This window comes from Paraburkholderia sp. J10-1, from assembly GCF_905220165.1.
Taxonomy (GTDB): domain Bacteria; phylum Pseudomonadota; class Gammaproteobacteria; order Burkholderiales; family Burkholderiaceae; genus Paraburkholderia.
This window is the reverse complement of the sequence record NZ_CAJMYW010000001.1, coordinates 535649-558513: the sequence shown is the minus strand read 5'-3', so window position 1 is coordinate 558513 and position 22865 is coordinate 535649. Positions and strand designations below refer to the sequence as shown.

Genomic DNA, 22865 nt, shown 5'->3' with positions numbered 1-22865 from the left:
ATGAAGATGGGAGACACACCAATCCTGGAATTGCGTGGAATCGAGAAGCGGTTCCCGGGCGTCATTGCGCTCAAGGACATGGGCTTCTCTGTGCGCAAGGGTTCGGTCCACGTGATATGCGGCGAAAACGGAGCGGGCAAATCCACGCTCATGAAGATCGTCAGCGGCATCTACCAGCCCGACGCCGGCGAGATTTATGTCGGCGGGGAGAAGGTCACGATCGACAGCCCGCTAACGGCGCGTCGACTCAAGATCTCGATGGTCACGCAGGAGCTCAACTACATTCCGGAAATCACCGTTGCGCAGTCGCTCTTTCTCGGCGACGAACCGAGAACCCGCATCGGCTCGATTGACTGGAAGAAGGTTTATGCGGACGCGAAGGCGCTGCTCGAGCGGGAAGGCCTGCATTACCGTCCCGACACGAAGCTCAAGGAGCTGAGTGTGTCGGACCTTCAGATGCTCGAAATCATGAAGGCGGTGTCGCGCGAAGCGAACATCATCATCTTCGACGAGCCCACCTCGGCGATCACGTCGAAAGAGGTCGATGTTCTCTTCAAGAAGATCAATGAGCTTCGGGAAAATGGCGCGGGCATTGTCTACATTTCGCACCGCTTCGACGAACTCTTTCGCATTGCAGACGATATTTCCGTTATCCGCGACGGCACCCACGTCGGCACGCGGCCCGCGAGCGAGATTGACGTCGACACCATCATTCAGATGATGGTCGGTCGCAAGCTCGACAACGTTTATCCCGAGAAGCCGCAGCGAAAGTTGGGCGCCACTGCGCTCGAAGTCAAGGGCCTTGGCGACGACGAGCGCTTTTCGGATGTCAGCTTCAATGTGCGCAAAGGCGAAATCATTGGCCTGGCTGGCCTCATGGGTGCGGGTCGCACGGAGGTCGTGCGCACCGTCTTCGGCCTTGACCCGTACACGCAAGGTGAAATCAACGTGCACGGTCAGCCGGTTCGTATCCGCCATGTACAGGACGCGATCCGGCTCAGGATCGCCATGCTGTCCGAAGACCGAAAGCGCTACGGCATCGTTCCCATGCGCAGCATCACCGAGAACACGGGTCTCGTTTCGCTCAACAAGTTCTTCAAACGCGGTTACCGGGATGCGAAAACCGAGAAGCGTCTGATCGATGGTGTGAGCAGCCGCATGAAGGTCAAGGCGCCGAATTTCAACACGCAGATTGGCCTGCTTAGCGGCGGCAACCAGCAGAAGGTGATGCTCGCGAAGTGGATGCTCTGCGACCCGGAAATCCTGATTCTCGATGAACCGACGCGCGGCATCGATGTCGGTGCGAAGTTCGAGATCTACAAAATCATCTTCGAGCTTGCGCAGGAAGGGCGCGCCGTAGTGGTCATCTCGTCGGAGCTCTCCGAGCTGATTGCCATTTGCGACCGCATCTATGTGATGGCAAACGGACGAATCAGTGGAGAACTGAAAGAGCCTGAATTCAGCCAGGAAGGAATCATGCGCCTGGCAACCCTTGGTGGAGACGAAAATTGAATACTGCAACGCGTAGCGTACCCGCTCGCTGGACGCTGTTCACAAACGGCCGGTACAGCATTTATCTGATTCTGGTTGCAATGATCGTGGTGAGTTCGATCATTAGCCCAGTGTTCCTCTCCACCACCAACTTTCTGAATATCTCTCGCCAGATTTCAATTACGACGATTCTGGCATTCGGTCAAACGCTGCTCATCATCTGCGGCCTCATTGACCTTTCGGCGGGCTCCGTGCTTGCGCTCTCCGGCTTGCTTTCCGTGATGTTCTTCAAGGCGACCGGCATGTTCGTGCCGTCGATGATCGTTGGCATCGCGATTGGCTCGGCGTGCGGCCTGGTGAACGGCTGGATTGTCACCCGCTTCAATACGCCGGCGTTCATCGCAACGCTGGCAATGCAGACCGCCGCGCGCGGTGCCGCGCTGATGATGACGAGCGGTCAGAACATCTATGAGCTGGACACGTTCACTGGCTGGGGCCAGGGTTCTGTGCTCGGTGTTCCGTCGCCAGTCATTTTCCTCGTGGTGATTGCCCTGCTGACCTGGTATGTCCTGAACCATACGCGTCTTGGTCGATACATCTACGCCATCGGCGGCAACCAGGAAGCGGCCCGTGCCTCCGGCATCCGGATTTCCCGCATCAAGATGGCAGCCTTCCTGCTGAACGGCGCACTCGTGGGACTGGCCGGCGTGCTCTACATGTCGCGTGTCAACGCAGGCCTGCCGAATGCCGGCATCGGCTTCGAGTTCGACGCGATGACGGCCGCGATCATCGGCGGCACCAGCTTCTCCGGCGGCATCGGAACAGCGATTGGCACGCTCGCAGGCGCATTCATCATGGGCTTCCTCGGAAACATCATGAATCTGCTCGGCGTCCAGTCGTACCTCCAGCAGATTATCAAGGGCGGCATCATCGTTCTCGCAGTGGCATACGACATCTCATCGAAGCACGGAAAGAAAAAGAAGGTCGCGAAGCGTGGCTCTACCGAAAAGCCGACGGCGGCGACCAGCTAGCTGAGTCGGCAGTGCAGTTAGCAGTGCAAGGTTTTCTGCAGGTGTCGGTTTTCCCTACTCACATGAAGAGTGCATAACGTCTAATCTGAAGGAGACACAACATGAAGTTGAAGAAGCTGATGGTGTGCGCGGTGGCGCTGGGTGTGTTCGCCGCAAGCGGTGCGGCGGTCGCGGAGAACGCGAAGTATCGTGTCGCGTACCTCGCCCGTGCGCAGAGCGACTCGTTCGCAGCGTGGCTCGCGAACGCCATGGTCAAGGAAGCGAAGCAGTACCCGGACATCCAGCTGACGGTGTTCGACGGCCAGAGCCAAAACTCGGTCATGCAGTCGAACATCGAGAACGCCGTCACGAACAAGTACGACCTCGTCATCATCCAGCCGTACGACCCCGCAGTGCAGCACGGCCCGGTCAAGAACGCGATGGCGAAGGGCGTCAAGTTCGTCGCGACGAATCCGAAGTTCTCGGACGACGCGATTCCTTCTGTCGACTCCAGTCCGTATCTGCTCGGGCAAGTCAACGCACAGCTCGCCTTGAAGGAAGTGCCGAAGAACGCCAAGGTCGTGGTTCTGCTCGGGCCCCCGGGCAACCCGCACTCGCTTGGCCGTCGTGACGCGTGGCAGAAGGAATTCTTCGCGAGGCGTCCGGACGTGAAAATCGTCGCGGAGCAAACGGCGAACTGGAACAAGGATGAGGCCATGCAGTTGATGGAGGACTGGATTCAGGCGAACCCCAAGATCGATGCCGTGATTTCGATGAACGACAACATGGCAGCCGGTGCGGTCGAAGCGCTCAAGGGTTCTGGCATGCAGCCGTTCCCGCTGGTGTACGGAACCGACGGAACCGGTGAAGCCTGTTTGCTCATCAAGCAAGGCAAGATGACGTCGACCGCCCTTCAGAGCGCGGACGAACTGGCCCAGAAGTCGATGGCAATGGCACACGATATTTTGACCCACAAGCAGACGGATCTGCATCAGGTCGAAGGGACCGTTCTCTACACGAAGGCGAACGTGGACGAATGCATCGCACTCCACAAGAAGCTGGGCGACATCAAGTAACGGTTTCGTAGCGGCCAACCGAACCGACTAACTGAAAGGAAATGACATGAAAGCCTTGGTCCTCGAGGAAAAAGACAATCTTCAGATTCGCGACATCGCAATCGAAGAGTCGCTCGGCCCCAACGACGTGCGCATCAAGATTGCCAAGGTCGGCGTTTGCGGCAGTGACGTCCACTACTACAAGCACGGCCGCATTGGTGACTTCATCGTGAATGAGCCGATGGTCCTCGGGCACGAAGCGAGCGGCGTCATCGCCGAAGTCGGCAGCGCGGTGAAGAACCTCAAGGTCGGCGACCGTGTGGCAATGGAGCCGGGCATCTTCGACCCGAACTCGCCCGAAGCCATGCAGGGCAACTACCACCTCGACCCGGGCATCCGGTTCTGGGCAACGCCGCCGATTCATGGCGTGCTGCGCGAGTCGGTCGTTCACCCGGCGAGCCTCACGTTCAAGCTGCCGGACAACGTCAGTCTCGAAGAGGCGGTGCTGGCCGAGCCGCTGACCTCGGGTACCCATGTCGCCCGCAAGGTTGGCATCGCGCCGGGCGACACGGCGGTCGTTGCCGGAGCCGGCACGATTGGCTCGCTGATGGCGCTCGCGCTGCTGGCTTCCGGGGCCAGCCGCGTCATCATCACCGACGTGAAGCAGGAGAAGCTCGACTTCCTGTCCGAAAACTATGGTGAGCGGCTCATCACGTGCAACGTGGCGAAGACGGACCTGAAGGAATTCGTCCTCGAGCACTTTACGAACGGCGCAGACCTGTTTGTCGACTGCAGCGGCAACGCGAAAGCCATCGCGGCGGCGCCGCACTGCCTGCGTCCGGCCGGCAAGCTCGTGTTCGTCGGCATGCCGCAGGACCTCGTCCCGATGGATATCGTCGCCATGCAGGTCAAGGAGATCGAAACGGTCGGCATTTTCCGTTACGCAAATGACTATGAGCGTTCGATTGCCCTGATCGCATCCGGCCAGATCAACGTCAAGCCGTTGATTTCGCGCCGCTACGCGTTCAAGGACAGCATCGAGGCGTTCGATCTCGCGGCGTCCGCGCAGCCGGACGTCATCAAGGTTCTCATCGACGTGCAGTAACGCAATTCACTTTCAGGAAATAGAGGTCTCGAATGTATCTCGGCATCGACTGCGGAACGCAAGGAACGAAAGTCGTTTTGTTGGACCCTGAGAGCGGCGCCCTTGTGGCCCGCGGTCATGCCAGCCACCCGATTATTTCCGAAGCCAATGGCCGCCGGGAGCAAAAGGCGGAGTGGTGGATTACGGCCCTGCGTCAGGCGCTCAAGCAACTGTTCGCACAGACCTCGCGCAGTCCCGCCGACGTTTCGGCAATTGCAGTATCCGGCCAGCAGCACGGGCTTGTCATGCTGGACGGCAAGGGCGCCGTGGTACGCAACGTGAAGCTGTGGAACGACACGGAGACCACCGAGGCGAATGAGACGCTATTCAACGCGGCAGGTGGCGAGCGTCGCATTCGCAGTCTGATTGGAACCACGATTCCTGTCGGCTTCACGGCGTCCAAGGTGGCGTGGGTCAGAGAACACGAGCCTCAGACCTGGGAGCAGGTGGAACATGTTCTTCTGCCTCACGACTACGTCAACTTCTGGCTGACCGGCGAATATGCAACGGATGCCGGTGAGGCGTCCGGTACCGGTTATTTCGACGTGGCCTCCCGTACGTGGTCGAAGCACATGGCCGGCCTGATCGACCCGACTGGCAGGCTCGAACGGGCTCTGCCGCGCATCGTTTCGCCACTCGACGCGCTCGGTACCGTGCGCCCCGAGGTGGCGGCGGAATTCGGATTCTCGCCCGGGACGCTCGTTGCATGTGGTTCCGGCGACAACGTCATGGGTGCGCTGGGCACAGGCAACGTCGCCGCGGGACGCGCGACGCTCGGTCTCGGCACATCGGGCGTGCTCAACCTCCATGCGGACCGCTTGACCGACTCGGTCGACCCCAGCATTTACGTGTTCTGCGGTCTTGACGGCGGCTGGTTGCCCACAATCGCGACGATGAACGCGACGTCGACGACCACGCTGCTGCAACAGCTCTTCGAAGTGGAGATCGCGGAGGTCGAGACGCTCATCGCCTCGGCGAACCCGGGCGCAGGCGGCGTGCGCATGTTCCCGTACTTCAGCGGCGAACGCATTCCGGCGCTGCCCCGCGCGCGTGGCGTCATCAAAGGGCTGTCGGCAGACAACATGACCCGCGCGAATCTGATGCGCGCCGGCGCCGAAGCGGTCGCGTTCGGTTTGAAATGGGGCTATGAGCTTCTTTCACAGAGCTTCGAGCGCGCGCAGCAGTTCCGCCTGACCGGTGGCGGTGCGAACAGCGCAGCCTGGCGCCAGATACTCGCGGATGTTTTCGATGTCGACGTCATTCGCGTGAAGTGCGACGAGGGCGGTGCGTATGCCGCCGCGCTGCTCGCCCTGACCGTGCATCAGCGCGCAAAGGGTGCGGACGTCACGCTATACGACGTCTGCGAGAAGTACGTCGAACTGGACGAAACGCGCGCAGCGAAGCCGCGCCCGGAAGTGGCAGCGCGATACAAGGAACTCTTCGCCGCGTTCACGGACACCATCGCGAACGAAGACTTCGAGGCGAGCTGACCGTGGAAATCGCCTGGCAAAAATCCTGTCTCATTGCGCCTTCGCTCATCACATTCGACCTTTGCAATCTCGAACGTGAGGTGCAGGGCATCGCTGCGGCTGGACTGGACGTCGTGCATCTCGACGTCCTCGATGGGCATTTCAGCCCGAGCATGCCGCTGGGCATCGAGACCATCGCTCAGCTGCGGCGAAAGACTGACCTCGCGCTCGATGCGCACGTCATGGCAACGCGGCACGACTACTTCATCGACGCGCTTCTTGACATCGGCGTGCAGCAGCTCACGTTTCAGATTGAATCGGAGCCGCATGTCGACAGGATGCTCAATCACATCCGGTCGGCGGGCGTGCGTGCCGGTGTAGCACTGAAACCGTCGACGCCGCTCAATGCGCTCGACTATGTTCTCGAGCGCTGCGATACCGTGCTGTTGATGCTCACCAACCCGGGCTATGCCGGCGTTCCAGGTGAGTCGCAGGTGCCCTATACCGAGCGAAAGATTCTCGCCCTGCGCGAGATGATTCAACAACGGGGACTTGAAACGGCCATTGAAATCGACGGCCGCGTGTCGAAGGACACCATTCGCAAGCTCGCTCCATCGGTCGACATGTTCGTGGCGGGCAGCATGTGCATCTCCAGAGAATCGCCCGCAGCGGGCCTCGCAGAGCTTGCCGAACTTCGGCGTGCAGTGACGGCGACGGCATCCATGAACGCCGGTTCATAAGCCGCCGCGTCTGCCGTGGAGCGCTTCGAATGGTTTGGCTCCAGGCCAACAGCGCACGATTGAATCTCGGCCGTCCGGCTACAGCCATCTCGACCTCGGCCTGCCCGTCGAGGCGCTGCACCTCGCGCGTTTCCATTTAATCGCCAACCCTCTCTGTCTTAGAAGAACACCTATGGCAACGTTCTCCAGGTCACCCACTGCGAACGCATTTTCCTTCGTGCTCATTGGCGGCACGGGAGACCTCGCCATGCGCAAGATTTTGCCGGCGCTCTATGCCGCGCATCGCGATGGCACGTTGGGCGAGGGCGGGCGCATCATTCCCGTTGCTCAGACTGCGCTTGATCAGCATGGCTATATCCAGTGGGTCAACGAACACGTGAAGCCGCTGGTCGCCATGGTTGCATCAGGCGTTGACGACGATGCGTGGCTTAGCTTTCTCGGGCGCATCACCTATGTGGCGCTTGACGCCAGTCGTGCCGATGACTTCGCCGTGCTTCGGGATGTACCGGGGATGCTCCGGTCCCAACGCATCTTCTATCTCGCGACAGGGCCCTCGCTCTTCGTGCCGATATGCGAGGGTCTCGCCGCTGCAGGGCTGACCGAGCATGCGCGCGTGGTGCTCGAGAAACCGCTTGGTCATGACCTGGCGTCGTCGCAAGCGATCAATGACGCGGTCGGCGCAATCTTCACCGAGGACCAGATTTACCGGATCGACCACTATCTCGGCAAAGAGGCGGTCCAGAACATGTTTGCGCTGCGCTTCGGCAATGTGTTGTTTGAGCCGCTTTGGCGCCGGGAGTGGGTCGAGAGCATCCAGATAACCGTGGCTGAGGAACTGGGCGTGGAGCGCCGTGGCGACTTCTACGACAAGACGGGCGCCCTGCGCGACATGGTGCAGAACCACCTGTTGCAGCTGCTCTCGATCGTCGCGATGGAGCCGCCGCATTCCATGGATGCAGATGCTGTGCGGGACGAAAAGCTGCGCGTGCTACGGGCGTTGAAGCCGCTGCGCGAAGAAGACATCCGGCAGAACGTGGTGCGCGGGCAATATCGCGCGGGTGTCAGCGGCGGCGCGCCTGCTCCTGGCTACGCCGAGGAGCCGGGCGTGTCGCACGACAGCGTCACGGAAACGTTCGTCGCGCTGAAAGTCGAAATCGAAAACTGGCGATGGTCCGGCGTGCCTTTCTTCCTGCGAACGGGCAAGCGTCTGGCCGGTCGGGTAGCGGAAATTGTCGTCAACTTCCGGCCGGTGCCGCATTCGGCGCTCGGCGCCATGCCGTTGCGAGCCGGATCGAACCGGCTCACCATCCGGCTGCAACCGAACGAGTCGGTCCGGCTCAACGTGCTCGGGAAGGTGCCGGGTATGGGTATGGATTTGCGAGGCGTCTATCTCGACCTCGCGTTCGACCGCTTCTTTCTGCGCGACAGGATGGAAGCGTATCAGCGCTTGCTGCTCGATGTCATCGCGGGACGGCTTGCGCTCTTCGTGCGACGCGACGAGCAGGAAGCGGCATGGAAGTGGGTCGCCCCGATACTGGAAGACTGGAACCGGTCTCTCACGGCGCCCAAGCCCTATGCGGCCGGCACATGGGGGCCCGCCGCGGCGAGCGCGCTGCTTGCCCGTGAAGGCACCTGCTGGCTGGAGGAGGAGAGCTGATGGTGCAGGGCGCTGCCCGCAGGCGGGTGCGAAGTTCGCGGGCTTGCCAGCGGGTGCGCCCGCGAACGTTCGGGAAACGGCCGCCGGTCAATCGGCGATGAGTACCTTGAGACCTTTCGTCTCGAGGTCGAGCCGGTAACGGTCCGGGACATGGGAATCGGTTATCACCCTGTCGAAGTCGTCCACGTCGGCGAAGCTGCAGGTGGACACCTTTCCGAACTTGGACGAATCCACCAGCAGGATGCGCTCGACGCTGCATTGCATTGCAGCCTGCTTCCACGAGCAGTCTTCGACATAGCTGCAGGTAAGGCCATGCTTGAGCTCGTATCCCGTCGCGCCGATAAAGGCCTTGTTGGCGCGATACCGTTGCATCGCCTGGACTGCGTCGGGTCCAGAGAACGTGAAGGACTTGGTCGAAAGCACACCGCCGAGCGAAATTACCGTTGTCTCTTCCCGCTTGGCCAGCACGTTGATGGTGTTCAGGCTGTAACAGATGAAGGTGTAGGCGCCTTCGGCAGGCAGGCACTCGGCGAGTTGCTGGACCGTGGTGCCCGAATCGAGAATGACCACATCGCCCGGAGTGAGCAGCTTGCTGGCCGCCAGGGCAATCCGCCGCTTCTCGTCGGCATGCTGGCTGCGTTCGGTCTGCGCGTTGTAGTTCGCGACCGTGCCCGCGTTCTCGAGCGACGCCACGCCACCGTACACCGTACGAACCTTGCCGATGTCCGCCAGGTCGCGCACATCACGGCGAATGGTCATCTCGGACACGTCCAGTGCCTTCGCCAGATCGCCAATGCTCATGAAGTGCCTGGTGTCGACCATATCGAGGATCTGGTCGGACCGCTGCTCTTTGCTAGCCATAGAAAGATGATGTTCCGTGCAGAGCGACATCGACGGATCGGTCGGTCGCAGCCTGGTTCGAGATATGTTCAATCTCGAACATTCTACTTCAATTGTAACGGCTGCGGGCGGGTTCAAAGTGTCAGTGGTTCGAGTTCCACCACTAGAACCGCGCGAATTGACACTTGGCCCCGTTTCCCCGGTTGATCAGGCCCTTTGCTCATTTCCCCTGTGTGGCGCGCTTCAGGCCAATGCTGGCGTGCAACGTCCAGATTTCCCCCTGATTCGCACGTCAATCGATTTGTATATATCTCTAACATTTAGTTGAAACTCTCACTTTTATCGATTAGGATGTGGTTGACGTAGAACATCACTTGAGCGGCCTCCCGGCGTCAGTGACCTACGGCAAAGCAGCGGAGCCAGAGCGCGCGCAGACGCACCCGGCGATTTCGCGGCAGCACGTCGACGCACACGCTTTAGATGCTTCGCCATATCAGGAGACAAACATGAGCAATCTTGAATCACCTGGGACAACCAAGCGCCAGTTTCGGCTGCCGCCCGAAGCGGGAATCGCCGCGGTGTTCTTCGTGGTCATGCTCGGCGGCTTTATTGCCACGCCGAACTTTCTCACCGTGTCGAACATGATGGTGCTCTTGCTCAATGGAGCCGTGATTGGCTTCCTGTGCCTCGGGCAGTCGTTCGTGCTTCTGACCGGCGGCATCGACCTTTCCTGCGGTTCCATCGTGGCAATGACCTGTGTTGTCGGCGCACTGCTCATGCAGAGCCTGGGGTTGCCGTGGCAACTTGCCGTCCCGCTTGTTCTCGTTATTGGGGCGCTTGCGGGGATGGTGAACGGCTGGATTATCGAGCGCACGGGTGTGCCGCCCTTTATCGTGACCTTCGCGACGATGGGCGTTGCGGCATCCATCCCGCAAATCATTACCGGCGCAGAGTCCATCCGCGTCACGCAGATTGGTTACAGCCTGATTGGTCAATCGCGGCCATTCGGCGTGCCGTTCCCGGTGCTTGCCTTGCTTGTTGCGATCGTCCTGGCCGCGGTGCTCCTGAAACGCACGGTTACGGGCACGCACATCTACGCAGTGGGCGGCAACGCGGATGCTGCGCGCCTGTCTGGCATCAGCGTTCCGCGCGTCACGTTGTTCGTCTATTCGGTGTCTGGTTTGTGCGCGGCGGCAGGTGGCCTCATCTACGGCTCGCGCTTGATGACTGGCTATCCCACCGCCGGCCGCGGTGACGAGTTGTTCTTCTCGATTGCAGGCGCCGTGGTTGGCGGTGTCAGCCTTTTCGGCGGCAGCGGCAGCATTGTGGGCGCGATGATTGGCGCGATGCTCATTGCCGCAATCTCGAATCTGATGAACGTGCTGAACGTCAGCGCCTACTGGCAACCGCTGGTCATCGGTTTGATCATTTTGATTGGCGTAACGCTCGATACGATGCGTTCGAACAAGCGAATCAGCTTTCCCTGGCTCAAGTCGCGCAAAGAGCGCACGTTTGCTCAGCCCACTGACTCGTTGAAAAGCACGTCCTAACCAGGTGAATAGCATGCGAAACCATCAAGTCGTCGCTCTCGGCCTCATTTGCTCCGCGCTCGCGCTGGGTATCTCCGGTTGCAATCGCCATCCCGACGCCAGCGCGTCCAGCGCGGGCAAGAAAACCCTTGGGGTGGTGCTTCCGAATCTCACGAACCCATACTACGTTGCCATGAAGAAAAGCTTCGAGGACAGCGGCGCCGCGAAGGGAATGAGTGTGGAGGTCTCGATCGCGGATAACGACGATGCGCGCGAACTCTCGGAAGTGCAAAGCTTCATCCAGAAGAGGGTGGACGCCGTCGCGGTGAACTGCGTGAGTTCGGGGCCGTGCGTCTCAGTCATCTCCGAGTTGAACAAGGCCAACATTCCCGCGTTCGCCATCAACATCCTGCCGGACGCCGACGGGATGAAGCAGCAGGGCGCGCACATCGTGCAGGGCGTGCAGACCGACCAGAAGGCGGGCGGCGTGTTCATTGGCCAGCAGCTGTTGAAGGACCTGGGTGAGAAGGCCAACGCGGTCATCGGCATCGTTGGCGAACCCACCTCCATTGCGGCGAATGCACGTGACGATGGTTTCAAGCAGGCCATTGCCGCCAACCCGAACATGAAGGTCGTCGCGCTCGTCAACGGCAAGGTGGAGGAAACCACGTCTCTGAAGGTCACGACGGAAATGCTGCAGGGCAATCCCAACATGACGGTGGTGTATTCCGATACTGAACCCTCCGCGTTGGGCGCGTTGGCTGCCATCAACCAGCTTGGCCTGAAAGACAAGGTGAAGCTCTATGCGTTCGTCGACAAGGAAGGCGTGAAGCAGATTCAGTCCGGCGATATTCTGCGCGCGGGAGCCATTCAGGAACCCGTGCGACTTGCCTCACTGCTGGTCGACAGCGTGAACGATCAGCTTGCGGGCAAGCAGACGACGGCCATGGTGAACAGCCCCCCGCTGCTCGTCAACAAGGACAACGCCGGTCAGGTCGTTGGCCAGGCCTACTGATGCACGTGACGCCACTGGATACAGTGGCGTTATGCGCCGCCTCATTTTCGTGTTGGGATTGGGAATCGAGCAATGAGCAACAGTAACCGATGCTATCGCGCCCTCGACATCAAGGTCTCCTTTGCCGGCGTACCCGTGCTGCGTGGTGTTGACTTCGAGGTTGTGCCCGGAGAAATCCACGGGCTGTTTGGCCACAACGGAGCGGGCAAGTCCACGCTGCTCAAAATCCTCGCGGGCGTCAACCAGCAGGACTCCGGCGAATTGCTCATTGGCGACGAATCCGTCTCCCTGTCTTCACCGCGCGATGCGTTACAACAGGGCATTGCCTGCGTCTATCAGGAGCTGCGGCTCATTCCCGGCATGACGGTGTGGCAGAACCTCTTTCTGGGCCGCGAACTCAGAAAGGGGGGATTGCTCGACGAAGCGGCGATGAAAGAGCACACCCGGCAGGTGCTGCACGAGTACAAGCTCAAGGTAGACCCGCTCAGTCTCGTCAGGGACTTGTCGCATCCGGACAAGCAGATGCTGGAAGTCGTTGCGAATCTGGACAGGGACGCACGATTCCTCTTTCTGGATGAGCCGACCACCGCGCTTGAGGGCGCGCAGGCAGAGGCGCTTCTGCAATCGGTTCGGCGTATCGCGCGTGAGAAGAAAATCGGCGTCGTTCTGGTCTCGCACAAGCTCGACGAGGTGCTCGGCGTTTGCGACGAGGCAACGGTGATGTGTGGCGGGAAGGTGATCTATCACGCCAAAAGCCAGATCGCGAAGCAGGACATCATCGACGCGATTGTCGGCGACGCGGCTCCCTCCCTGGAGGAAGGCGAGCGCTCGTCGAGAACGCTCGTCGATAAAACCGCTGCGCCGTATCTTGAGGTCCGTAATCTGTCGACGTCGCGCCTGCGCGATGTTTCGCTTCAGGCCTGGCCGGGCGAGATTGTCGGCATCTACGGACTGGCTGGCGCCGGACGTACCCGTTTTTGCCGGACCCTGTTTGGCCTGGAGGACGTCGCGAGCGGAGAGGTCCGGGTAGCGGGGAAGCCCTATTGCGCGCGCAGCCCCGCGCACGCAATCGACGAGGGCGTGGGCTATCTGACGGAGGAGCGCAAGAAGGACGGCATCGTGCCGCTGATGTCGAGCTTCTCAAACGCAACGTTGCCGATCCTGCAGCGGTTCAGAAAGCGCGCGCTCGTGGACCATGGCGCCGCAGCGAAAAGTGCCAACCGGATTCTGGTGGAGATGAACACACGAGGCAACCTTCGCGGTCCTATTAAATCGCTGTCCGGCGGCAACCAGCAGAAGGTCTTGCTCGCGCGCGTCATCGGTCAAGACGCCCGGCTCGTTTTGCTCGACGAGCCGACGAAGGGCGTCGACATTGGCGCGAAGGCCGACATCTACGCGATTATCCGCCGCATGGCCGCCGAGGGTCGCTGTGTCGTCGTTGTGTCGAGTGAAGAGGAAGAGCTTCTCGAGATTGCAGACCGTGTGCTCGTGTTCCATCAGGGCAGCTGCGATGGCGCCCCCGTGCCGCCGGAAGCGTTGAGCATTGCGGGCCTGCGCAAGGCAGCGTGGAGCGGCGAGTCGAACGCGGCGTGATGGCGCCTCGCGGTGCCGGCCGGCTGTTCATCTCGCATGGGCCGGCGCTGATTCTATACGCTGATTCGCTGGTCGCTATAGCTGCAGCGTGGGCCCGGGCGTGCCCATCAACTGCGTCGTATCACTTGAGATTTAACGCGGCGCGCTTATCGCACGCACTCATGCAGGCTAGAAGGGGGTAGCGCATGAACGATACGCTTGCACTCATTTGTGATTGTGACGGGGTGCTAATCAATAGCGAGGCGATTGCCGGGGCAGTGCTCGTGCGGGAGCTGGAAGCGCGATGGCCTGGCGTCGAATTGCATGATGTTGTGACACCGCTCCTTGGCGTGCAGACAGAAAGGCTCTTGTTGGAGGTGGCGAGCGCAGTTGGCAGGACATTGTCCACCGACGATATTGCGGTCATACACCGCATCGTGCAGCAAGAGGCGGTCACGGCGCCGATGGTCGACGGCATCGCGATCGCATTGGACAACATCCCGCTGACCAAGGCGTGCGCGAGCAACAGTACTTCGACTTATGTCCGCGCGGTCCTTGAACGCACGGGCTTGGGCGCGTTCTTTGCAAATCGCCTCTTCACCGCAGATAGGGTGCCGAATCCAAAGCCTGCGCCGGACGTGTACTTGATGGCGGCTGGCCGCCTCGGTGTGCGGCCCGAAAGCTGCCTCGTGGTCGAGGACAGCGTGGCTGGCGCAACGGCCGCTATGGCTGCCGGAATGACGGTTTTCGGATTTACTGGAACGGCGCATCATCCGGTGGCTCAAGGCGAAAGGCTGTTGCGCATCGGAGCGACACGGACTTTTCACACGATGTCTGAACTCCCTTCCCTCGTGCAAGTGTGGAGCGCTGAGCGCCATTCACGCCTGAGCGTCGAGGATGCGCGCGACAGGTCATAAGTCATACGCAGCGCGGCAATATTACAAAAATGTAACTGCGTGCTGTCGATCCAGGTGCGTTCTTTTGAGAGGATACTTGCCAGCAGTCGAACCTTCCCCCGCTGCACACCGGAAGCGGCGCGGACTTCGCTGGCAAAGGCGTTCATCGTTACGTGGAGGATACGGGTTCGACGGCACTGCCGCGTCGTACCTCATGGGCGCGCTGCCGGGACCGTCAAGCCGGTGAAAGAATTCGTTAACACATGCGCGTCTCATTTGTGGAAGATGAGGTCTCGCCCACTTTCATCTCCAGGACGCGAATCCAGACAGCTTCACGATGTCAGACCTACCCATTCACGTATTGTTCGTCGACGACGACGCAGACCTCTGCCAGTTGATCGGAAAATTCTTCCGCTTGCACGGCTGCGAATTCACGGCTTTGCATTCGGCGGTTGATCTGGCGCGCACGATCGATCGTATCCGGCCCACCATCGTCGTCCTCGACCTCATGATGCCCAAGGTCGACGGTCTCGCGGCGCTGAATCGTTTGCGCGCGGAAGGCACGACCACGCCCGTTATCATGCTGACCGCCCGCGCCGAAGACGTGGATCGCATCATTGGCCTGGAGCTGGGTGCCGACGACTACCTCGGCAAGCCGTTCATGCCCAAGGAACTGCTGGCGCGCATTCATGCGGTTCTGCGGCACCACCGGCACGTGCCCCGCAATCCCGCTCAAGCGGCGCGGCCGCGCAACGCGTTCGGCAGCTTCGAGCTCGCTTCCACGGGGCGCACGCTGCTTCGCGACGGGCAGCCCGTCAAGATTGGCGCGCGCGAGTACAAGCTGCTGGAGATCCTCGTGTCTCGCCCCATGGAGCCACTCAGTCGCGAAGACATCGTGCGCTTGCTGGACGGCCCGGACAGCACGGCAAGCGAGCGGAGCCTCTACGTGGAGATACTGAGGCTGCGCCGAGTCGTCGAGGAGGACCCGGCCCAACCGCGCTTCATTCAAACGATTCGCGGCGTGGGCTACGTGTTCGTGCCGGAGCAAACGAACGATGAAACGCCCATTTAACACGCTGTTTCTGCGCCTGGCCGCGATGACGGTCGGGCTGATCGTGCTGCTTCACGTCACGTTCCTCCTGCTCGTCGACCGGGAAAGGGCGACGCTGGAAGTGATGCACGTCTCGCAGGCCGTCAAGACCGCAGTGACTGTGCGTGAGCACGATGCCGCGCTCTCGCCGCTGATCGCCAGCGATCTGGGCATCCAGTACTTGCCCCGCACCGCAGCCGGCACGGGTTGCACGGGCGATTGCAGCAACGGCATGCACCCGATCGAGAACGCTTTGAGTGCGCGGCTGCCTGCGGGAAGCCGTGTATGGGCCCGCAAGGACGGCATGATTACGGTCGACGTGAGCGGCGCGCCCTACACAATTGTGTTGCCACAAGGCTTTATGCCGCCAGCCCGCTTCTTGAGCGCGTCGCTTTTGATGCTCGTGTTCGCCGTGGTGAGCGCGCTCGCGTTTGCCTGGCAGCTTCAAAAGCCGGTGCGGGCGCTCGCGCGCGCCACCCGGGAATTCCGCATTCGGGGCGGTTTCAAGGATTTGCCGCTGAGCGGACCGAACGAAATCCGCGAACTGACCGCGAATTTCAACGAGATGGCAGGCGCGTTGTCCGAGACCGAGCGCGAGCGCGCGGTCATGCTGGCGGGCCTTGCGCACGACTTGCGCGCGCCGATTACACGCATGCAGGTGCGCGCGGACATGCTGGGCGATGACGACGATCGCGCCGCCTTCCTTCGCGACGCGGAATCGATGTCACGCATCGTCAATCAGTTTCTGGACTTCTCGCGCGATACGTTCGAGCCGTCGCCGCTCGCCAGCGTGGATGAGATTTGCCGCCGCGACTATGGCGGGCTGATTGCCGAGGAGCCGGATGCCGGCGAGCTGGTCGTGCTCGATCTCCAGGCGGGCGAGCGCTTCTGCTTGCCGGGTCTCGAAGTCGAACGCATCGTGCAGAATCTCGTGCAGAACGCGATGGTGCATGGCGCGCCGCCCGTCGAGATCATGACCCGCAAGGAGGGCGGCGCCTGGCTGCTGCGCATTCGCGACCACGGGCAGGGCGTACCCGAGCACACACTTGCGTCCATCCAGCTCCCGTTTGTGCGGCTCGACCCGGCGCGCGGCGGCAACGCGAGCTGCGGTCTGGGTCTTGCAATCGTCAGGCGGCTGGTGCGCACACTGGGCGGAACCCTGACCATCGCCAACGCGCCAGGTGGCGGGCTGAGCGTTTCGATGACATTCAAAGCGTAGTTTTCGACACGCACTTGAGCGACCAAAACGTATCAAGTCTGAATTCATTCAGTAGTACTAGTTGACCGCGTGATCCCGAGTTGGCAGCCGCTCAGGGATGGTCAATCGTTTTGACGCGCTTCGCTACACGCGATGCGACCTTCCAACACTCTCGCAAACTATGCATACCAATATCTCGCTACCCGTGAGAGCGACCAGGCGTTCGTGTGTCACCGGGCGCCGCATGCTCACCGCCTTGTGCGGCGTTTGTCTGATCTTCGTCTCCGCATGCAGTCGCCACGACGGGCCGCCGCCCGGCATGCAAACCGCCGAAGTGGGCGTGCTGACGATCGCGCCGCAGCGCGTCGTGATGACGGCGGAGCTGTCTGGCCGTCTCTCGGCGCTCAAGGTTTCGGACGTCAGGCCGCAGATCGGCGGGATCGTGCAGAAGCGGCTGTTCGTGGAGGGCGCGGACGTCAAGGCAGGCCAGGTGCTCTATCAGATCGATCCGGCTTCGTATCAGGCGAGTTACGACCAGGCGCGCGGCACGCTGGCCAAGGCGCGCGCGACGCTCGCCTCGGCGAAGACCAAGGCCGACCGCTACGCCGATCTCGTGAAGATCAAGGCCGTGAGCCAGCAGGACTATGACGACGCCGTCGCCGCGGTGCGCGAAGACGAGGCCGACGTGATCGCTGACGAGGCCTCGCTCGAATCCGCGCGGGTCAACCTCGACCGCACGCGCATCACCGCGCCGATCTCAGGGCGCATCGGCGCATCGAGCGTGACCGAGGGCGCGCTCGTCACGTCGGAGCAGACGACCGCGCTCGCCACGATTCAGGCGTTCGACCAGATGTATCTCGACGTCACCCGCTCCAGTTCGGAATGGCTTGCGCTGCGCAAGGCGCTGGCGTCGGGGAAACTGAAGCGCGCGGGCGAGAACGGCGCGGAAGTCAGTCTGCAGCTCGAAGACGGCACGCCTTACGCGCATCCGGGAACGCTGCAATTTTCCGGTATCACCGTCGATGCCACCACCGGCTCGGTCACGCTGCGCACGATCTTCCCGAACCCCGAGCGCGAATTGCTCCCGGGTATGTTCGTGCGCGCGAAGCTCGGCGAAGGGGAGAACGACAGTGCGATTCTCGTGCCGCAAATCGCGGTCACGCGCGGCTCGGACGGCCAGGCAAGTGTGTATGTCGTGGACGCGTCTTCGAAGGTGCAAAAGGCGAATGTGAAGGCCGACACTGCGTACGGCGATCAGTGGATCGTCAGCGACGGGTTGCACACGGGCGACCGCGTGGTCGTGAGCGGGTTGCAAGGCGTGCGCGTGGGCGCCGCGGTGAAGGTCGCCGACGATAGCGCGGCTGCAGCATCGGCATCGGCATCGAGCGGCGCGTCCGCTGCTGCCGCTGCCGCACCGCTCGCGCAGCGGTAAGGGGCGCGCATGGCTCAATTCTTCATCAAGCGGCCCATCCTTGCCTGGGTTATCGCGATCGTCATCATGCTCTTGGGTACGGCGGCAATCACGACGCTGCCGGTCCAGCAATATCCCACGATCGCGCCGCCCTCGGTGCAGGTCACGGCGACCTACCCGGGCGCGTCTGCGGACACCGTTGCCGCCACCGTCACCCAGGTGATCGAGCAGAAGCTCAGTGGCATCGACAACGTGCTGTACATGTCGTCCACCAGCAGTTCGGCGGGGCAAGGCACGATTACGCTCACGTTCAGGCCAGGCACCAATCCCGACATCGCCCAGGTGCAGGTGCAGAACAAGGTCAGCCAGGCCACGTCCTCGTTGCCGGAAACGGTGCAGGAGCAGGGCATTCAGGTGGCCAAGGCGTCGACGAATTTCATGATGATCGTCTCGCTCTCCTCGCCGGGCGGAACGTATAACTCGATCGATCTCGGCAACATCGTTGCCACGCAGATCGAGGACCCCCTTTCGCAACTCAACGGCGTGGGCGACGTCACGCTTTTCGGCGCGCAGCACGCGATGCGCATCTGGCTCGATCCGGTCAAGCTGCGCAGCTTCGGTCTGATGACGTCGGACGTGACCACGGCGGTGTCGAACCAGAACGTGCAGCTCTCGGTGGGCCAGGTGGGCGGCGCGCCCGCTACCGATTCGCAGGCGATCAACGCGACAATCCGCTCGTCCGGACTGCTTACGACCGCCGACCAGTTCGGCAACATTTTGCTGCGCGTGAACAGCGACGGCTCGCAGGTGCGTCTGAAGGACGTTGCGCGTGTAGAAGTGGGCGGTGACAGCTACGACACGTCGTCGCGCTACAACGGCAAGCCGGCCGCGGCCATGGCGATCAAACTCGCGACCGGCGCGAACGCCATGGAAGTGGCGCGCGAGGTCCGGGCGAAGCTCGCCGAAATCGAGCCGCAATTGCCGAAAGACGTGCAGGTTAACATTCCGTACGACACCACGCCGTTCGTGCAGATTTCGATCGAGGAAGTCGTCAAGACGCTGCTCGAAGCGATCGTGCTCGTGTTCATCGTGATGTATGTCTTCCTGCAGAACGTGCGTGCGACGCTCATTCCGACGATCGTGGTGCCGGTCGCGCTGCTCGGCACATTCGGCGTGATGGCTGTCATCGGCTTCTCGATCAACGTGCTCTCGATGTTCGCGATGGTGCTCGCCATCGGCCTGCTCGTGGACGACGCGATTGTCGTGGTCGAAAACGTCGAGCGTCTCATGAGCGAGGAGCGGCTGGGGCCGCGCGAGGCCACGCAAAAGGCCATGGGGCAGATCACAGGCGCGCTGGTCGGCGTGACGACCGTGCTGACGGCTGTGTTCATTCCGATGGCGTTTTTCTCGGGCTCGACCGGCGCGATCTATCGCCAGTTCTCGATCACGATCGTCTCGGCGATGGTGCTTTCCGTGATCCTGGCGCTCACCCTCACGCCGGCGCTGTGCGCGACGCTGCTGCGACCGGTGGAAGGTGAGCACCGCGAGAAACGCGGATTCTTCGGCTGGTTCAATCGCAAGTTTTCTTCTGGAAACGAGCGGTACAGCGGCGTGCTTTCGCGCATTGTCGGCCGGCCGCTGCGCTGGATGTTCGTCTATGGCTTCGTGGGCGTGCTGGTTGCCCTGCTGTATGTGACGCTGCCTTCATCGTATCTGCCCGACGAAGACCAGGGTTTCGTCATCGTTTCCATCAGCACGCCGGTCGGCACACCCGCTTCGCGCACGCTCAAGGCGGTCGAGGCTGCGGAGCAGTACTTCCTGCACGACGAGCCCGGCGTTGCACAGATGATTACGGTGAATGGTTTCAGCTTCAACGGTCAAGGCCAGAACAACGCGTTCGCCTTCGTGGCGCTGAAGGACTGGAAGCAGCGCGGCCGCAATGACAGTGCCGCCGCGATCATCGCTCGCGCGAACCGCAGGCTGGGCGCGAATCGCGACGCCCAGACGTTCGTGCTGAGTCCGCCGGCAATCCAGGAGCTTGGCACGCAAAGCGGCCTGAACTTCGAAATCGAGGACCGTGCCGGGCAGGGGCACGCGAAGCTGCTCGCGGCGCGCAACCAGTTCATGCAGCTCGCGGCGAAGGAACACGCACTGGCCATGGTGCGCCCGGCGGGGCTCGAGGACACGCCGGAGCTTCAGGTCGATATCGACCGCGAGAAGGCCTCGGCGCTCGGGCTATCGGTTGCCGATATCAACGACACGCTGCAGACGGCGTTCGGCTCGGCCTACGTGAACAACTATATCGACACGGGCCGTATTCAAAAGGTCTACGTTCAGTCGGACGCACAGTACCGCATGATGCCCGCCGATATCGGCAGCTGGTTCGTGCGTGCGAGCACGTCGTCGTCTTCGTCATCGACTTCTTCCGATGCGAGTACGTCTTCCTCGTCCGCTTCATCGACTTCGGGCACGGGGTATGACTCGGTCATGGTGCCGTTCTCCGCGTTCGCGACGAGCCGTTGGGGCTTCGGGCCGCCGCAGATCGAGCGTTACAACCGGCAACTGGCAATGGGCATGTCGGCGCAAACGGGCATGGGCGCCAGCACCGGCGACGCCATGGCGGCCGTGCTGAACATCGCGAAGCAGTTGCCGGGCGGGTTTGGCGTCGAATGGACCGGCCAGTCGTATCAGGAGGTGCAGGCGGGCTCGCAGGCCGCCTGGCTCTACGCGGTATCGATCATCGTCGTGTTCCTCTGCCTTGCGGCACTTTATGAAAGCTGGTCGGTGCCGATCGCAGTGATTCTGGTGGTGCCGCTCGGCGTGCTCGGTGCGCTCGTGGCCGCCCATCTGCGCGGCCTCGAAAACGACATCTATTTCAAGGTGGGACTGCTCGCGACCGTCGGGCTTGCGACCAAGAACGCGATTCTGATCGTGGAATTCGCCAAGGACCTGCAAGCCGAGGGCCACGCCATGATCGATGCGGTGATCAAGGCGGCGCATATGCGTTTGCGGCCGATCCTCATGACGTCGCTCGCCTTCGTGTTCGGTGTGCTGCCGCTCGTGGTGAGTTCGGGCGCGGGCGCCAACGCGCGTCATGCCATTGGCACGGGCGTCGCGGGCGGCATGATTTCCGCCACCGTGCTCGCCATTTTCTTCGTACCGGTGTTCTTCGTCGTCGTGCGCCGCCTGTTCGGCGAGCACGGCCACCCGCATCAAACCCGCCCGTCGCGGGAGGGAGAAGCATGAAACTCAAGCTCCTGAGCGCGCTCGTTGCGGCGGCGCTGTGCGCGTGCACGCTCGATCCCGCCTATCAGCGGCCCGACGCGCCCGTCACATCGGCGTGGCCGGCCGGCGACGCCTACCAAAGCGTCGCGGCGAAAGCCACCAGTGCGCCGTTCGCCGCCGATACAGGCTGGCGAGACTTCTTCAAGGATCCGCGCCTGCAACGGCTGATCGAACTGGCGCTGGCGAACAATCGCGACATGCGTGTTGCCGTGCTCAACGTCGAGGAATATGAAGCGAAGTACCGCATTGCGCGTGCGAATCTCGCTCCGGAAGTCGATGCGTCGGGGTCGTTCACGCGTGAACGCACAGACGGTGCGGTCACCTCGTCGAGCACCGCGGGCGTGGGGATATCGGCATGGGAAATCGACTTCTTTGGCCGGCTGCGCTCCCTCAAGCGGCAAGCGCTCGAAGAATATCTCTCGACCGACGCCGCGCGCACGAGTACCCAGCTGAGCCTGATTGCGACGGTCGCGACCGACTATCTGCAACTGCTGGCGGACGAAGAGAGCCTGGCGATCACGAGCCGCACCGTCGAGGCGGATCAGAACACCTATGACTTGACGCTGCAGATGATGAACCGTGGCAGCGCGTCGATGCAGGATGTGCAGCAGGCGCGCACCACACTCGCGAGTGCGCGCTCGAGCCTGGCCTCCTATACGCGTGCCGTCGCGCAGGACCAGAACAATCTCGCGGCGAGCATTGGCAGCCCGCTGCCCGACGATCTGCCGCAGGGTGGCACTTTGATGACCAGCCAGTCGATGCTTGCCGATATCGGCGAAGGCGTGCCTTCGGATCTGCTCGCGCGGCGGCCAGACATCGTCGAGGCAGAGCATACGCTGAAGGCGGCGAATGCGAATATCGGTGCGGCGCGCGCGGCGTTCTTTCCGAAAATCGAATTGACCGCGTCGGCAGGCGCATCGAGCACGAGCCTCACTGATCTCTTCAAGGCCGGTAGCGGCGCATGGACGTTTGCACCGACGATCACGATGCCGATTTTCGACTACGGCTACAACAAGGCCGCGCTCGATGTCGCGAAGATCGAGAAGAACATCGACATCGCCGACTACGAAAAGGCCATTCAGACCGCGTTCAAGGAAGTGGCGAATGGTCTGGCGGGGCGCAGCACCTACGTCGCACAAACGCTGGCCGACCGCGAGTATGTCATGGCTGCGCAGCAGTACTACGACATTGCGCAGGCGCGCTATCAGCGCGGCACGGACAGCTTCTTGACGCTGCTTGATGCGCAACGCTCGCTTTACACGGCGCAGGAGCAACTCGTCACTGACACGCTCTCGCAGCTTTCCAATCTGATCACGCTCTATAAGGCGCTCGGGGGAGGGTGGAGCGAGACGAGCGTGACGGCGCAAGCGAGCGCGGCTCCGGGATAATCGGTACGCTGGATATCGGGCGACATCGTGCAAAAAAAACGGAGGGCTCGCGGGCCCTCCGTTTTCTTGTCTCCT

The 22865-nt window shown here is 61.7% G+C and carries 17 protein-coding genes; 16 read left to right on the top strand and 1 reads right to left on the bottom strand.

Features of this window, described 5'->3' with window-relative positions; genetic code table 11:
- The first annotated feature begins 6 nt into the window (after window positions 1-6).
- The 7 genes from U5A65_RS02455 (at window position 7) to zwf (ending at window position 8566) form a co-directional block, all read left to right on the top strand.
- A complete protein-coding gene (locus U5A65_RS02455) occupies window positions 7-1512 on the top strand; it encodes a sugar ABC transporter ATP-binding protein (protein ID WP_321945381.1) in 1506 nt (501 codons plus the stop codon).
- A gap of 80 nt (window positions 1513-1592) precedes the next feature.
- Window positions 1593-2522, top strand: a complete 930-nt coding sequence (locus U5A65_RS02450) for an ABC transporter permease (RefSeq protein ID WP_321945380.1) — start codon at window positions 1593-1595, stop codon at window positions 2520-2522.
- Window positions 2523-2623: 101 nt separating this feature from the next.
- Window positions 2624-3577, top strand: coding sequence for a sugar ABC transporter substrate-binding protein (locus U5A65_RS02445; protein WP_321917152.1), 954 nt, complete (start codon window positions 2624-2626; stop codon window positions 3575-3577).
- A 46-nt stretch (window positions 3578-3623) separates the two neighbouring features.
- Entirely contained in the window at window positions 3624-4661 is a 1038-nt protein-coding gene (locus U5A65_RS02440; RefSeq protein WP_321945379.1) for an NAD(P)-dependent alcohol dehydrogenase, read from the top strand.
- A 32-nt stretch (window positions 4662-4693) separates the two neighbouring features.
- Window positions 4694-6190, top strand: a complete 1497-nt coding sequence (gene xylB, locus U5A65_RS02435) for a xylulokinase (RefSeq protein ID WP_321945378.1) — start codon at window positions 4694-4696, stop codon at window positions 6188-6190.
- Between the two features lie 2 nt (window positions 6191-6192).
- On the top strand, window positions 6193-6909 hold the full coding sequence (locus U5A65_RS02430; RefSeq protein ID WP_321945377.1) for a ribulose-phosphate 3-epimerase: 717 nt from the start codon (window positions 6193-6195) through the stop codon (window positions 6907-6909).
- 172 nt (window positions 6910-7081) lie between these two features.
- Window positions 7082-8566 (top strand): glucose-6-phosphate dehydrogenase, encoded by a 1485-nt coding sequence (gene zwf / locus U5A65_RS02425; RefSeq protein ID WP_321917166.1) that lies wholly within the window; start codon window positions 7082-7084, stop codon window positions 8564-8566.
- 87 nt (window positions 8567-8653) lie between these two features.
- Here the strand turns inward: zwf and U5A65_RS02420 are convergent, their stop codons facing one another.
- Window positions 8654-9457 (bottom strand): DeoR/GlpR family DNA-binding transcription regulator, encoded by an 804-nt coding sequence (locus tag U5A65_RS02420; protein WP_321945376.1) that lies wholly within the window; start codon window positions 9455-9457, stop codon window positions 8654-8656.
- Window positions 9458-9912: 455 nt separating this feature from the next.
- Between U5A65_RS02420 and U5A65_RS02415 the strand changes: the two genes are divergently transcribed.
- From U5A65_RS02415 to U5A65_RS02375, 9 genes are all read left to right on the top strand, one after another.
- Window positions 9913-10956, top strand: a complete 1044-nt coding sequence (locus U5A65_RS02415) for an ABC transporter permease (protein ID WP_321917145.1) — start codon at window positions 9913-9915, stop codon at window positions 10954-10956.
- A gap of 13 nt (window positions 10957-10969) precedes the next feature.
- Entirely contained in the window at window positions 10970-11950 is a 981-nt protein-coding gene (locus U5A65_RS02410; protein ID WP_321917143.1) for a substrate-binding domain-containing protein, read from the top strand.
- A gap of 72 nt (window positions 11951-12022) precedes the next feature.
- On the top strand, window positions 12023-13543 hold the full coding sequence (locus U5A65_RS02405) for a sugar ABC transporter ATP-binding protein (RefSeq protein WP_321945375.1): 1521 nt from the start codon (window positions 12023-12025) through the stop codon (window positions 13541-13543).
- Window positions 13544-13728: 185 nt separating this feature from the next.
- The gene (locus U5A65_RS02400) at window positions 13729-14439 is read left to right on the top strand and encodes an HAD-IA family hydrolase (protein ID WP_321945374.1); all 711 of its coding nucleotides are present in this window, start codon (window positions 13729-13731) and stop codon (window positions 14437-14439) included.
- Window positions 14440-14755: 316 nt separating this feature from the next.
- Window positions 14756-15490 (top strand): response regulator, encoded by a 735-nt coding sequence (locus tag U5A65_RS02395; RefSeq protein ID WP_321938225.1) that lies wholly within the window; start codon window positions 14756-14758, stop codon window positions 15488-15490.
- On the top strand, window positions 15474-16727 hold the full coding sequence (locus U5A65_RS02390) for an ATP-binding protein (protein ID WP_321945373.1): 1254 nt from the start codon (window positions 15474-15476) through the stop codon (window positions 16725-16727). The genes U5A65_RS02395 and U5A65_RS02390 overlap by 17 nt, the downstream gene beginning before the upstream one ends.
- A 160-nt stretch (window positions 16728-16887) precedes the next feature.
- Window positions 16888-18138 carry an efflux RND transporter periplasmic adaptor subunit gene (locus tag U5A65_RS02385; protein WP_415764038.1) on the top strand — a complete coding sequence of 417 codons (1251 nt, stop codon included), beginning with the start codon at window positions 16888-16890 and terminating at the stop codon, window positions 18136-18138.
- A gap of 9 nt (window positions 18139-18147) precedes the next feature.
- The gene (locus U5A65_RS02380) at window positions 18148-21363 is read left to right on the top strand and encodes an efflux RND transporter permease subunit (protein WP_321945371.1); all 3216 of its coding nucleotides are present in this window, start codon (window positions 18148-18150) and stop codon (window positions 21361-21363) included.
- Window positions 21360-22790: an efflux transporter outer membrane subunit gene (locus U5A65_RS02375; RefSeq protein WP_321945370.1), complete on the top strand. Its 1431-nt coding sequence runs from the start codon at window positions 21360-21362 to the stop codon at window positions 22788-22790. The genes U5A65_RS02380 and U5A65_RS02375 overlap by 4 nt, the downstream gene beginning before the upstream one ends.
- Window positions 22791-22865 lie beyond the last annotated feature (75 nt).